Here is a 13,181-nt window from a genome sequence, read left to right as displayed (position 1 = left end):
CTCTAGCGCGGCGAGGTGGGGACGGAGATCCGGTCGATGTCCGGGGCGTACCCCGGGCCCGAGCTGTCGAAGGTGATCGAGTTGGTGCCGGCCCTGAGCGTCACGGGCACGCTCACCCTCTCTACGGTTCCCCAGTCGCCGGTGGAGGGGAACGTGTGGCGGACGGCGCCGCCGGAGTTGGCGGAGATGTCCGCGGAGCGGGCGTCACCGCTGACGTAGGCGACCTGGACCAGGTAGGTGCCGGCCTTGGCGACGACGACGTCGTTGATGCGGAGCGTGCCGCCGAGGTAGAGGTTGCCGACCTTCTTCTCGCCGGAGCAGGCGGAGCAGCCGGCGACGGAGGCGTTGCCGCCGAGGGTGTTGGCGGTGGACTCGGCCTCGTAGGCGGTGCTGGTGAGGGTGGAGCCGTGCGGGGTGACGGTGAACAGGCGGGAGCCGTGCGCGGGGAGGGCCTCGGTGATGCCGCCGCGCCGGGTGCCGAGGTTTTCGTGGTTCCACAGGTCCCGGACGGCGGCCTTGCCGGTGAAGCCGAGGGCGGACCAGTCGGCGGTGACGGCGGCGGGGGCGTCGGCGAGGTTGAACAGGGCGACGGTGTAGGTGCCGTCGGGGTTCTTGGCGGCCCACACCTGCTGCGGGTCGGAGGGGGTGACCGGTCGGGCGGGCGGCGTGTCGCCCTGGTTGACGGCGATGACCTCGCGGTTGGTGAGCAGGGCGAGGCCGTAGTCGTCGAGCCGGGTGAGGTCGTCGCCGGTGTAGAGCGGGGACTTGGCGATGGCCCAGAGGGTGGCGTAGGTCTGCCGCTCGGCCTTGGTGAGGCCGTCCATGGCGCCGTTGCCGACGTCGAGGGAGTCGAGGTCGTTCCAGCCGCCGGGGCCGGCGTGCCGGGTCCAGCCGGGGGTGTCGTCGAAGCGGTCGTCGACGGAGTTCTCCCAGCTGACGAGGGTGTTGCAGTAGCACTCGACGTCGGTGTCGACGCGCCAGCCGTTGGAGTACTTCTTCCAGTCGCCGGCGTGCCCGATGTCGAGGGACCAGGACAGTTCCAGGTGCAGGGGTCGGCCGGTGGCGGCGATGGCCTGTTGCCAGGCGGCCACGTCGGCAACGTTGTCGTAGTTGTCGCCGCTCTTGGAGGAGCCGGGGCCGACGCCGTCGAGCTTGAGGAAGTCGTAGCCCCAGCCTGCTGTCAACTGGGCTTGGGAATCTATGTACTTCTGCGTGCAGGGCTTGGCGAAGTCGAGTTTGTAGGCGCTGTCCCAGCCGTTGGTGGTGCGCAGGTCGGAGTACACGATGTCGGCGGTGGTGCAGCCGTCGGCGTTCCAGACGGGCGTCTTCCCGTCGCCGTAGGCCTCCTTCTCCAGGCCGGCGGGAAGGTAGATGCCGGCCTTGAGACCCTTGGCGTGGATGTGGTCGGCGACCGCCTTCATGCCGCTGGGGAAGCGGACCGGGTCGGCCTGCTGCCGCCCGTATGCGTCGAACTCCGGCTTCCACGCCCGGTCGCGCCACCAGCCGGAGTCGATGTTGACGTACTCGTAGCCGAAGTCCTTGAGCTTGGCGGCGAGGGCGTCGGTCTGCTTGAGGACGTTCGCCTCGGTGAGGTAGCTGAAGTCGCCGTCCGGGTTGAGTCCCGGGTACTTCGAGGACTGCATGCTCCAACTCGACCAGCCCATGTACGGCTTGGCCGCGAGGGCCGGAGCCGCCGGGGTCGTCGGAGCCGCCGGTGCGGCCTGCCCGGTGCCGGCCGTGCCGGTGGCGTCGGCGGTGTCTGTCGTGGCCGTGGTGGCGATGGCCGGATCGGCGTGTGCGGCCGGGATCGCGGTGGCGAGGCCCGCGGTGAGGGCCAGGACGACCGCGGCTCTCAGTCCGCGTGCGGGCAGGACGGCGTACGAGGGTGACCGCATGGGCCGTACCTCCAGGGGGTTGCGGGGTCGGGCGGTTCAGCCCTTGCCCGATCCGTCGGCGGGAGTTGACGTGATGAAGGACTGGATCGCGGCGGCCGCGGCCCCGCGTGCCCACTCCTCGAAGGGAAGCGGGCGGGTCTGTACGTCGCAGCGCGCGGCGGAGCCGAAAGCGGCCGCGGCGAAGGCGTCCCGGATCTGCTCGGCGAACAGGTCGTAGGCGGCGAGGCCCTCCCCGGAGATGATCACGCGTTCGGGTCCGAACAGGTTGGCCACGGTGGCGATGCCGCGGCCGATGGCCTCCCCCGCCCGCGCGTACACCTCCCGGGCCCCGGGAAGTCCCTGGTGGGCGAGGGCCACGGCCGCGGCGGAATCCGCGACTTTGCGGCCGGTCACCTCGCGCATCCGCGCGACGATCGCGGCGTCCCCGGCGATCGCCTCCACACAGCCGCGGTTGCCGCAGTGGCAGGGCGGCCCGGCCGGGTCGACGGCCACATGGCCGATCTCGCCCGCCACGCCGTGCGCGCCCGCGACGACCCGGCCGTGCACCACGAGACCGCAGCCGATGCCCGCGCCGACGGTGACGACGGCGAAGTCGGACAGCCCGACTCCGGCGCCGAACCATTGCTCCGCGATCGTCAGGGCACGGACATCGTTGTCGACGGTGACCGGCAACCCGGTGGTCATGGCGGCGAGTTCGGCGAGGGGGACGTCCCGCCACTCCAGGAAGGGCGAGTAGCGCACGACGCCTTCGGCGCGGTCGACGTCACCGGAGACGGCGACTCCGAGGCCGAGGACCGGCACGCCGATGTCGTCCGCCCCGGCCCGCAGGTCGTGCACGAGGTCGGCGACCGAGGCCAGCACGGCCCGGGTCGCGCGGTCGGTCAGCGGGACGCGCCGGGCGAGGCGGATGCGGCAGCACAGGTCGGTCAGCACGCCGATGATCTCGTCGCCGGTCACCTTCACGCCGACGAACAGGGCGCGTGAGCCGTCCACCCGCACCGGGTTCGCGGGACGCCCGAGCGCGGCACGGGGTTCGTCGTCGGCGTCCTCCACCAGATAGCCGGCCTCGATGAGGGGGCGAACCGCCTTGGTCACGGCGGCCGGTGACAGTCCGGCGCGGCGGGCGGCCGCCAGCCGGGTGAGGGGGCCGTGGGACAGAAGGGTGGTGAAGACCTGCGAGGCGGCCGGTGTGTGCGCGGGGAACGTCTCGGTGCGGGAGGTCGAGCGCATGGCCGGGAACCTAGGGCCATTATTTTCCGCTGTCAATGAAAGAAACAGCGGTTGCTGGAGCGGCAGTTGTTCTGGGGGCGGACATGCGGGTGCCCCGCGCGAGGCGGGGCACCCTGGTCTGCCGTGGTCCGGCTGCCGTCAGTGACGGGCGGCCGGCGTATTCGCGGCGGTGACGTTGACCGCGGCCCAGGCCCGGTCGACCGTCTTGTACTCGACGCTGGTCGCGCCGTAGAGGTCCTTGGCCGCCTTCAGCGTCGCGACGCGCGCGTCGTGGAAGTCGGTCGTGGAGACCATGTAGCGGGTCAGGGCACGGTAGAAGATCGCCGAGGCCTTGGTGCGGCCGATGCCCTTGACCGTCCCGCCGTCGTACGTCGGCGAGTCGTACTTGACGCCGTTGATCGTCTTCTGGCCGCTGCCCTCCGCGAGGAGGTAGTACGCGTGCGAGGAGACGCCGGAACCGGCGTGCACCTCGGTGTAGAAGACGTCGGGCGACCAGTAGTCGACCGTGCGCTCGAGCCGGTCCAGCGACGGCTTGTCGAGGCGGCGCAGGAACTTCTGGGCCAGGCCCAGCTTCTCGCCGATCAGGTAGTCCGGCGTGTCCTTCGCGTTGTTGGTGAAGAACTCGACGTTGGAGCCGAAGATGTCGGCCAGCGACTCGTTCAGCGAACCCGGCTCACCGTACTGGCCGTTCCTGTCCTGGAACGTCGGCTCCAGCTTCGCCGTCGCGTCCACCACGCCGTGGGTCAGCTCGTGACCGGTGACGTCGAGGACGACGAGCGGCTTCTTGAACATGACGCCGTCACCGTCGCCGTACAGCATGCAGCCGCACGTCGGGTCCCAGAAGGCGTTGGCGACCTTCTTGCCCCAGTGGACCATCGCCTTCGCGGGCTTGCTGTTGTTCGCAATGCCCTTGCGGTTGAAGGTCTTCTTGTAGAAGTCCAGCGTCTTCGTGATGCCGAACTGCGCATCGACGGCGGCACTGGCGCGGTTGGAGGTCGCGCCGTTGCCGAAGGTGCTGGTCGTGCTGGTGATCTTCTTGCCCGCGCCGAAGTTCTCGGTCTCCGAGCCCCGTGCGTCACGGGTCTCGGTGCCGTAGCGGTTGGGGTCCTTCAGCAGGTAGCTCGTGCGAGCCGTCTGCTGGACGGTGAGCCCGACCGTGCCGACGAACAGGGACTTGCCGGTGCCCGGCAGCGTCCTCGGGTAGCGGACGGCGCCGGTCAGACCGGACCCGGTCGCCTCGGTCGCGCCGGTCAGGCCGGCGGCCTGCGAGCCGATGCCGGTGGCCGGGTCGATCGACTCGCCCCGCTTGCGCAGGGTGTCGAGCAGCTTCGGCGACAGGAACTCGTCGCTGACCGGTGCGTTGCTGCGCACCTTGCCCGTGACGGCGTCGACGACGACCGTCCGGGAGCCGCCCTCGGCGGCGGTGCTGTCGGTCACCGTCACCTGGTAGGCGAGGGCCGAAGCGCCGCGCCGGGCGTCCACCACCAGCTCGGCCGTGCCCGCCTCGCCCTTGGCAACCGCGGCGGCCTTCTCCTCCGCCTGGTTCGCCGTCAGCTTGGCCTGCGTGGCCGAGGGCTTCACGGCGCGCGCTGCCGCGCGGGTGACACCGGTGTAGCTCAGCTGCCGGGAGAGGTGGACGACGAGGTCGCCACCGAGCACCGGCATGTTGTTGTGGGTCCGGACGAAGCGAACGTGACGCGCGCCCTCCGGGTCGATCATGACGTCCTGGGCGTGGAGTTCATCGCCGTGGGATATGCCGGTCGCCGACGCGTGGGCGACGGCGGCGGCGCGAGCCGCCGACACGACCGACGCGGTCGTCGTGGCGGCGCTCGTCGCGGACTGCTCCACCCCCGTGGTGGGACCGGCGAAAGCCGTGCCGGCCAGGCCCGTGGCGGCCGTCGTCACAGCGACGGCAACCGCCACGCTGCGTATGTGCGGTCTACGCACTGATAAGGGTTCCTTTGTTTCGAAGACGGCCGAAAATGCCAACCGCCTTTGGGCACGGCGCCGTTGAGCGCCATGGAGACTGGTCGGGTCCCCGACCGAAACCCTTACGGAAAAGTCATGTCCGCGTAAAGCCGGAATGATCGCTTTCGCGACCTTCTATGACAATCTTTTACGAATGCGTTCCGCAGGGTGATCGAGACATGGCCAACTGTGTGTCAACTGTGGTGATGTGAGGCCAGGCGAGTAGGTTCCCTGGCCGAGATGTGACGAATCTCGCACCGACGCGGGTGCGGAGGGGAGCCGAAGCCGGATGGTCTCAGCAACGGTGGGCAAGAGCGCGGTACTCGGAGCGGTGGTGCTGTCGCTCGTCGCGGTCCCGGCGCAGGCCGCGACCGGGCATGCCGCGAACGGACGGGCCGCGCACGGGCCTGCCGCGAGCGGGCAGGCGCGCCCACGGGCGGCGGCCGCCCGTCTGCCGACCCCCGACATGACGGGGCTGCGCGCGGTGCTGCGCTCGGCGGTGGCGCAGGGCGCGCCCGGCGCGATGGCGCGGATCGACGACAGCGGCAGCGTCCACAAGGCGACCCAGGGCGTCGCCGACCGGAGCACACGTCGGCCCATCAGCACCGACGACCGCTTCCGCGTCGGCAGCGTCACGAAGACCTTCTCCGCCGTCGTGCTGCTGCAACTGGCCGACGAGCACCGGCTCACCCTGGACGCCCCGGTCAACCGCTACCTGCCGGGTCTGCTCCCGGACGACCGGATCACGGTCCGGCACATCCTGAGCCACCGCAGCGGGCTGTACGACTACTCGAACGACATGTTCGCCCACTCCGTCTCCGGCTTCGAGGCGGTGCGCAGGAAGGTCTTCACCTACCGGCAACTGGTCGCCCTCTCCCTGCAGAAGCCGCGCACCAACGCGCCCGGCGCCGCCTACTCGTACTCCAACACCAACTTCGTCGTCGCCGGCCTGCTCATCGAGAAGATCACCGGCCACGCCGTGCGGACCGAGTACCAGAACCGCATCTTCAAGCCGCTGAACCTGCGCGACACCTTCTACGTCCACCCCGACACGAAGATGCCGGGCCGCTACACCCGCGGCTATCTCACCCCCGACACGGCGGGCGCCGCGCTCGTCGACGCCACCGAGCAGACGGCGTCCTGGGCGCAGAGCGCGGGCGCCATCATCTCCAGCACGCACGATTTGAACACCTTCTTCTCGGCGCTGCTCGGCGGCAGGCTGACCTCGTCCGCGCGGCTGGCGGAGATGGAGCGCTGGACCCCGGTCAACAGCACGACGGCCTACGGGCTCGGGCTGCGCCGGCGCACCCTGTCGTGCGGGATCTCGGTGTACGGCCACACGGGCGCCGTACAGGGCTACTACACGTACGCCTTCACCACCAAGGACGGCAGGCGGAGCATCGCCGCGCTCGCCGACACCTCCAACAACGGCAAGGTGCTCGACACGATGGCGGGCACCCTGGAGTCGGCGTTCTGCGGCAGGCCCCCAAAGACCCCGCAGCCGGTCGCGACGACGGAACCGGACGAGGACATGGCGCCCGCGGGCGTGGGGTAGGCCCGCCCCGTCCCGCGCAAGGGAACCATCGCGCGCCGCCCGGACGTTGTACGGGCGACTTCCCCACCGGTGCGTGCGCACCCTCACCACCCGGGCGGCGCGATGAGCGAGTTGGTTCCCGGGGGCAATCTGCCCCTGCCGGGCGGCGCCCTGACCCTGCGGGTGCCCGGTCCCTTCGACGTGTCCGCGCTCGTCACCGACGAGGGCGGCAAGGTCGGGGGCGACGCCGACTTCGTGTTCTACAACCAGCCGGCCGCCCCCGGCATCCACCTGCGCGGCGACACGCTGACCGTCGACCCGGCGCGCCTGCGCGCCGGTGCCGTACGCGTCACGCTGGTCGTGAGCCCGGCCGACCCCGGCACCGCGCTCGGCCGCCTACCCGCCGCGACGCTCCACGTCGAAGATCAGCGGGGTCGCACGGTCGCCCGGTTCCAGCCGCCGCAGCCGCGCCAGGAGACCGTGCTGCTGCTCGCCGAGCTCTACCGACGGGGCGCCGCCTGGAAGCTGCGCGCGATGGGCCAGGGGTACGCCGACGGACTGGCGGGACTGGCCCGGGACTTCGGGGTGGATGTCCTGGAGGACGAGCGGCCCCCGGCGGCCGCGCACTCCCCCACGGCACACTCCCCCGCACCCGACCCCGACGGCTACCTCAAGCTCGTCAACCCGGCCCGCGCGGCCGCCGGTTCCCCGCCGGTCGTCCTCGACGCCCGGCTCGTCTCCGCCGCGCGTGCCCACGCCTCGGCCATGGCCGCCGCCGGGAGCCTGGACCCCGAGAGCCGGGACGGCACCTTCGTCCACCAGCGGATCACTGCCACCGGTTTCGCGTACGTCGCGGTCGGCGAACACCTCGTCTCCGGCCCACGCACCCCCGCCGATTTCCTCGCGTACTGCCTGCGCACCGACCAGGCCCGGCGCACCCTCCAGGACCCGGCCCTCACGCACGCCGGGCTGGCGTACCTGACGGGCGGCCGCACCGGCGACACGTACTGGACCGCCCTGTGGGCCCGGCCGCTCACCGCGGACGGTCTGGGCCGGACGTGCGCCGAGGTGGTGAAGCTCACCAACCGGGAACGCCGCGGGGCCGGTCTGCCGCCGCTGGCCGTCGATCCGCGCCTGACGGCCGCGGCGCAAGCGTACAGCGCGGACATGGTGGCCCGGGACTTCTACTCCCACACCTCGCCCGAGGGTTCGCAGCCGTGGGACCGGGCCGCCGCCGCGGGTTCCGCCCGGCGCACGATCGGCGAGAACATCGCCTGCGGCCAGCGCTCCGCGGCGGAGGTGGTGGAGGGCTGGATGAACAGTCCCGGTCACCGTGCCAACATCCTCAAGGCCGACTTCACCCACATCGGCATCGGCTTCGCCGGCGGCGGCCGGGCCGGCACGTACTGGACCCAGATGTTCGGCGCCTGAGGGCCGCTCCGGAAGAACCACGGTCCGTGATCTTGGCGGAACGATGCCGTCCGGGACACCATGCGCGCATGAAGGGTGATCTCTTTTCCAGTCAGCACATGGCGCAGGCGTCCGTCGAACCGGGCCTGACCGTCGAGAACGCCAAGTGCCTCAAGTACACCGTCAACGGCGAGATGCTCGCCCGCCAGGGCGCGATGGTCGCCTATCGCGGCAACCTCAAGTTCGAGCGCAAGGGCCAGGGCGTGGGCGGCATGCTCAAGCGCGCGGTCACCGGTGAGGGGCTGCCGCTGATGGCGGTGCGCGGCCAGGGCGAGGCGTGGTTCGCGCACGAGGCGCAGAACTGCTTCGTCGTCGAGGTCGAGGCGGGCGACGAGTTCACCGTCAACGGCCGCAACGTCCTGTGTTTCGACGCCTCGTTGTCGTACGAGATCAAGACGGTCAAGGGCTCGGGCATCGCCGGCGGCGGGCTGTTCAACAGCGTGTTCACCGGTCAGGGCAGCCTCGGGCTGGTCTGCGAGGGCAACCCGCTGGTCATACCCGTCTCGCCGCAGCAGCCGGTGTACGTCGACACGGACGCCGTGGTCGGCTGGACCGCCCGCCTGCAGACCTCGCTGCACCGGTCGCAGTCCATCGGCTCGATGCTGCGCGGCGGTTCCGGCGAGGCCGTGCAACTGATGCTCCAGGGCGAGGGGTTCGTCGTGGTGCGCCCGAGCGAGGTGACCCCGCAGAAGGCGCAGCAGCACTGACGCGTCGGGCGCGGTGATCTGCGCCTCACAGGCAACCCCGCCGGCCGTACCGGCGTCTTGATCCACAACAACGTGCAGCCCTGGCCCACGTGGCCAGGGCTCTTTTCCACAGATCTATACACACCATGTATACACAAAGTGCATACGCACTGCGTATACGCACTATGTATACACGGTGTGTTGAGAAAGGCTGCCATGTACCGCAAGGCATTCGCCCCCGAGTACCAGGGCGCCCTGACCGCCCTCTCCGTCAACTCCTCGCTGACCGACGTGCTGGCCGCGGGCACCGAGCAACTGCGGGAGGCCGAGCGGACCGGACGGCGCGACGAGGAGGCGCGCTGCGGACTCGCCGTCGCCGAGGCGCACCGGCGACTTGGCCAGGTGCGGGACGCCGACCGGGCGTGGAAGGCGAGTTACCGCGCCGCCCGCGAGGCCGGGGACGAGGCGGCGATGGCCTGGGCGCTGTGGAGCGGCGGCACCCTCGCGCGCCAACGCGGCGCGTTCCCGCTGGCCTGGCGGCTGCTGGGGCTCGCGGCCGAACTCGGCGAGCGCGGCGGCGACATCGTCGTCCGGGGGTACTCGCTGGCGGGCCTCGCGGAGACCGGCCGCATCCAGGGCGACTACGAGGCCGTCGGCCGGCTGCACGAGCAACTCCTCGCCGAGGCCCGCAGGCGCGGCGAGGCGCGGCACACCGTGTGGGCGCTGGAGGGCATCGCGCAGATGCACCGCAACACCGGCTCCTACGACACGGCGTACGCGATGTTCGAGGAGGCGGCACAGATCGCCGAGCGGGCCGAGGACCGGCGCGGACACGCCTGGGCGCTGCGCGGGCTCGCCGACATCGTCTCGGTGCGCGACGGGGACCCGGAGCAGGCGCTGGAGCTGCTGTCGCGGGCGGAGACGACCTGCCGGGCGATGAACCTGACGAGCGCGCTGGCCTACAACCACAAGATGCGCGGCAACGTCTTCTACCGCGCGGGCCGTTACGCCGAGGCCCGGGAGCTGTACGAGCTGGCGCTCGACGAGTTCCGCACGATGAGCGAGCCGCGTGGCGAGGCGCTGGCCCGGCTGGGCCTCGCCAAGTCGCTGGCCCGACTGGGCCGCGACAGCGCCGAGACGGCGGCCGAACTCGCCGATCTGGCCCGGGTGTTGGAGAGCAGCGGACTGCGGCACGCACGGGAGATGGTGGCCCGGGCGCAGGAGGAGTTCGGCGTGGCGGGCGTGGAGGTCGCCCGGTGACGGCGGTTTCCTCGGCGGTGCAGGCGCCGCCCTCGGTGCCCCAGGTCCTCGAACGCTGCCGGGAATTGGTCCGGCCCGCGCTGACTCGGGCCGTGGGACGGCTGCATCCGTGGGTGGGCGAGATGGCCGGGTACTCGCTCGGCTGGTGCGAGGTCGGCGGCGCGCCCGTGGCGGCGCCCGGCGGCAAGGGCGTGCGGCAGGCGCTGGCCGTGCTCGGGGCCGAGGCGGCGGGTGCGCCCGGTCGGGCCGGAGTGCCGGCGGCGGTCGCGGTGGAGCTGGTGCACACCTTCTCGCTGCTGCACGACGACATCATGGACGGCGACCCGACCCGGCGCCGCCGCCCCACCGTGTGGAAGGCGTACGGCACCGGCCCGGCGGTGCTGGCGGGCGACGCCCTGTTCGCGCTGGCCGTGGAGACCCTCGCGACCGCCCCGGACGGACCGGCCACCGTGCGCCTGCTGTCCACGGCCCTGGCCGACCTGGTGCGCGGGCAGGCGGACGACCTGCTGTTCGCCACCCGGCCGTGGACGGGGCCGCAGCGGGTGCGGCCGGCGGAGTACCGGACGATGGCGGAGCACAAGACGGGCGCCCTGCTGGGCTGCGCGGCCGCGCTGGGAGCCGCGCTCGGCGGCGCGCCCGAGCCCACGGTCACCGCGCTCGACCGGGCCGGACGGCACCTGGGCGTCGCCTTCCAGCTGACCGACGACGTGCTGGGGATCTGGGGCGATCCGGCGGTCACCGGCAAGCCCGTCCACGGCGACCTGCGCGAGCGGAAGAGGACGTTCCCCGTGCTGTCCGCGCTCGACTCCCCCGCGGGCGGGCGCCTCGCCGCGCTCCTGGAGGCCGGGCGGACCGAGGCGGCGAGCCTGCTCATCGAGGAGGCGGGCGGCCGCACGGCGGCACTGGCGGAGGCCCGCCTCCACACGGCGGCAGCGAGAACGGCGCTCGCCGGTGTGCCGCTGGCGCCCGGGGCAGCCGGTGAGCTGCGGAGCCTCCTCGACTTCTTGGTGCGCCGCGACCTGTGACACCGTGTTGACCTCGGCACTCCTGACGGGTCAGGGTGCGAGGCGGCGCGGTCCGTCACCCCCGCGCCGAAAGGGTGAACCACCTTGATCGGCATCTCGGCCATCGAAACCGCGGCGCGGCGGATCGCCGGACACGTCGTGCACACCCCGACCGTGCCGAGCCCCGGCCTGTCCGAGCTGCTCGGCGTGCCGGTCACCGCGAAGCTCGAACAGCTCCAGCGCACCGGCTCGTTCAAGGCGCGCGGCGCGACCCTCAAGCTGCTGTCGCTGAGCGAGGCCGAGCGGGCGGCGGGCGTGGTGGCGGCCAGCGGCGGCAACCACGGGATCGCCCTCGCGGTGATGGCGGCGGCGCTCGACGTGAAGGCGACGGTCGTCATGCCGCGCACGGCGCCCGCGCGCTCCCTCGCCCTCGTCGAGGAGGCCGGGGCGTCGGTGCGGCTGACCGACGGGATGGGCAGCGCGTTCGAGCTGGTCGAGACGTTGCGGGACGAGGGGCTGACCCTGGTCCACCCCTTCGACGATCCTGTCGTGATCGCCGCGCAGGGCACCGTGGGGCTGGAGTTCGCCGAGGACGCCGGTGAACTCACTGACGTGATCGTGAGCATCGGCGGCGGGGGCCTGATCTCCGGTGTGGCGGCCGCGCTGCGCGCCCGCCGCCCGGACGTCCGGGTCTGGGGCGTGGAGACGGAGGGCGCGCAGGCCATGTCCGAGGCGCTGGCGGCCGGCGGGCCGGTACCGGTCGCGCTCTCCTCGGTCGTCACTCCGCTCAGCGCCCCGTCCGTCTCCCCGCTGACGTACGAGCATGTGTCCGCCCTGGTCACGGAGGTCCTCGTGGTGCCGGACCGGGAGGCCGTGGGCGGCTGCCTGGACCTCGCCGAGCACGCCAAGGTGTGGGCGGAGCCCGCCGCCGGCTGTCTGCTGCCCGCGGCCCGGCGGGTACGGGAGCGGGTGGGCGACGGCGCCCGGATCGGCCTGGTGGTGTGCGGCGGCAACACGACCCGCGAGGACCTCATGGCCTGGACCGAACGGTTCGGTCCGCGCTGACACCTGACCGCGCACGTGTTTGTTTACCCTCGGTTACCCGCAGGTCGAAGCGTGGACGCAGGCCGTTTTCCCGAAGTCCCGGACGCCATCGACCAGTTGAATGGAAGGCAAGAACCGGGCCGGAGTTGCGGATCCTTTGAACACTCCCCGTCGCGCCCCGCGTACCTCTACGAAAGAAGAAGCAGGGGCAGCAGCGAAGGATGGCCATGGACAAGGCGCACGCGTCCGGACACGAGTCGGTCGCCGGAAGGTACCGGCTCCTTGAGGTCGTCCACCAGGAGACGAACCTCGTGTGCTGGTACGCCGAATCCACCGAATCCGCTGGGGACGCCGCGTACGGCGACAACGCCGCGGGCGCCGCGCGGCGGCCGCTCCTGGTGACGCAGATCGCGCTGCCCTACGGCACGGCCGAGGAGACCGCGCACCTGACCACCGCCCGCATCCTGCGCACCTCCGCACTCATGGGCGTGCTCCGCCCCGGCCGGGTGGCCACCGTGATCGACGCCGTCGAGGAGATCGGCACGCTCTGGACCGTCGCCGAGTGGATCGACGGCACACCGCTCGGCGAACTCCTCGCCCGTGAAGGGGCGTTCGCCTGTGCGCGGGCGGCCCGGATCGGCCTGGAACTGCTCGACGTGCTGGAGGCCGCGCACGGCGAGGGCTTCACGCACGGTGAACTCAGCCCCGGCCAGCTGTTCGTGAGCGACCGGGGACCGGTCGTGGTCACCGGCTTCGGACTGGCCGGCGCCACCCTGGCCCCCCGGGTCACCGCACCGTCGTACGCCTCGCCCGAACAGGCCCGCGACGAGCGCATCGGGCCGGCCGCGGACATGTGGGCGCTGGGCGCGATCCTCTACACGATGATCGAGGGGCGGCCCCCGTTCCGTGACCGGGGCGGGCACGAGCCCACCCTCAAGGGCGTGGACCGGCTGCCCCTGCGCCCGCCGCTGCGCGCCGGTCCGCTCACGCAGACCGTACTGGGGCTGCTGCGCAAGGACTCCCGGGAACGGCCGACCCGGCCGGTGGTCCGCGAGGCCCTCACCCGCGTCCTCGGCGAACACCCCGAGGA

11 protein-coding genes are annotated in these 13,181 nt (G+C 72.1%); 8 read left to right on the top strand and 3 right to left on the bottom strand.

Annotation, left to right across the window (positions count from 1 at the left end; translation table 11 throughout):
- Positions 1-2 precede the first annotated feature (2 nt).
- Both IPZ69_RS32905 and IPZ69_RS32900 read right to left on the bottom strand, forming a co-directional pair.
- Positions 3-1,895 (bottom strand): alpha-galactosidase D, encoded by a 1,893-nt coding sequence (locus tag IPZ69_RS32905; RefSeq protein WP_235458323.1) that lies wholly within the window; start codon positions 1,893-1,895, stop codon positions 3-5.
- 36 nt (positions 1,896-1,931) lie between these two features.
- Positions 1,932-3,125 carry an ROK family transcriptional regulator gene (locus IPZ69_RS32900; protein WP_235458322.1) on the bottom strand — a complete coding sequence of 398 codons (1,194 nt, stop codon included), beginning with the start codon at positions 3,123-3,125 and terminating at the stop codon, positions 1,932-1,934.
- 35 nt (positions 3,126-3,160) lie between these two features.
- On the opposite strand from IPZ69_RS32900, the gene IPZ69_RS47965 reads away from it, so the two are divergent.
- On the top strand, positions 3,161-3,298 hold the full coding sequence (locus IPZ69_RS47965) for a twin-arginine translocation signal domain-containing protein (protein WP_374294667.1): 138 nt from the start codon (positions 3,161-3,163) through the stop codon (positions 3,296-3,298).
- Here the strand turns inward: IPZ69_RS47965 and IPZ69_RS32895 are convergent.
- Complete coding sequence (locus IPZ69_RS32895; RefSeq protein ID WP_235458321.1) at positions 3,264-5,048, bottom strand: M4 family metallopeptidase; 1,785 nt, start codon at positions 5,046-5,048, stop codon at positions 3,264-3,266. The genes IPZ69_RS47965 and IPZ69_RS32895 overlap by 35 nt on opposite strands.
- A gap of 334 nt (positions 5,049-5,382) precedes the next feature.
- Between IPZ69_RS32895 and IPZ69_RS32890 the strand changes: the two genes are divergently transcribed.
- The 7 genes from IPZ69_RS32890 to IPZ69_RS32860 form a co-directional block, all read left to right on the top strand.
- Positions 5,383-6,648 carry a serine hydrolase domain-containing protein gene (locus IPZ69_RS32890; RefSeq protein ID WP_235458320.1) on the top strand — a complete coding sequence of 422 codons (1,266 nt, stop codon included), beginning with the start codon at positions 5,383-5,385 and terminating at the stop codon, positions 6,646-6,648.
- Positions 6,649-6,750: 102 nt separating this feature from the next.
- Positions 6,751-8,058 (top strand): CAP domain-containing protein, encoded by a 1,308-nt coding sequence (locus IPZ69_RS32885; RefSeq protein ID WP_235458319.1) that lies wholly within the window; start codon positions 6,751-6,753, stop codon positions 8,056-8,058.
- 68 nt (positions 8,059-8,126) lie between these two features.
- Complete coding sequence (locus IPZ69_RS32880) at positions 8,127-8,804, top strand: AIM24 family protein (RefSeq protein ID WP_235458318.1); 678 nt, start codon at positions 8,127-8,129, stop codon at positions 8,802-8,804.
- A gap of 195 nt (positions 8,805-8,999) precedes the next feature.
- Entirely contained in the window at positions 9,000-10,043 is a 1,044-nt protein-coding gene (locus tag IPZ69_RS32875; RefSeq protein WP_235458317.1) for a tetratricopeptide repeat protein, read from the top strand.
- On the top strand, positions 10,040-11,068 hold the full coding sequence (locus IPZ69_RS32870) for a polyprenyl synthetase family protein (protein ID WP_235458316.1): 1,029 nt from the start codon (positions 10,040-10,042) through the stop codon (positions 11,066-11,068). The genes IPZ69_RS32875 and IPZ69_RS32870 overlap by 4 nt, the downstream gene beginning before the upstream one ends.
- 84 nt (positions 11,069-11,152) lie before the next feature.
- Positions 11,153-12,112 carry a threonine/serine dehydratase gene (locus IPZ69_RS32865; RefSeq protein ID WP_235458315.1) on the top strand — a complete coding sequence of 320 codons (960 nt, stop codon included), beginning with the start codon at positions 11,153-11,155 and terminating at the stop codon, positions 12,110-12,112.
- A gap of 200 nt (positions 12,113-12,312) precedes the next feature.
- The coding region (locus IPZ69_RS32860; protein ID WP_235458314.1) for a protein kinase domain-containing protein at positions 12,313-13,181 on the top strand (869 nt) is incomplete at its 3' end.

The sequence above is a fragment of the Streptomyces olivochromogenes genome (assembly GCF_021538895.1).
Taxonomy (GTDB): domain Bacteria; phylum Actinomycetota; class Actinomycetes; order Streptomycetales; family Streptomycetaceae; genus Streptomyces; species Streptomyces olivochromogenes_A.
The sequence above is the reverse complement of the archived record's forward strand: the minus strand, read 5'-3'. Positions and strand labels throughout refer to the sequence as shown.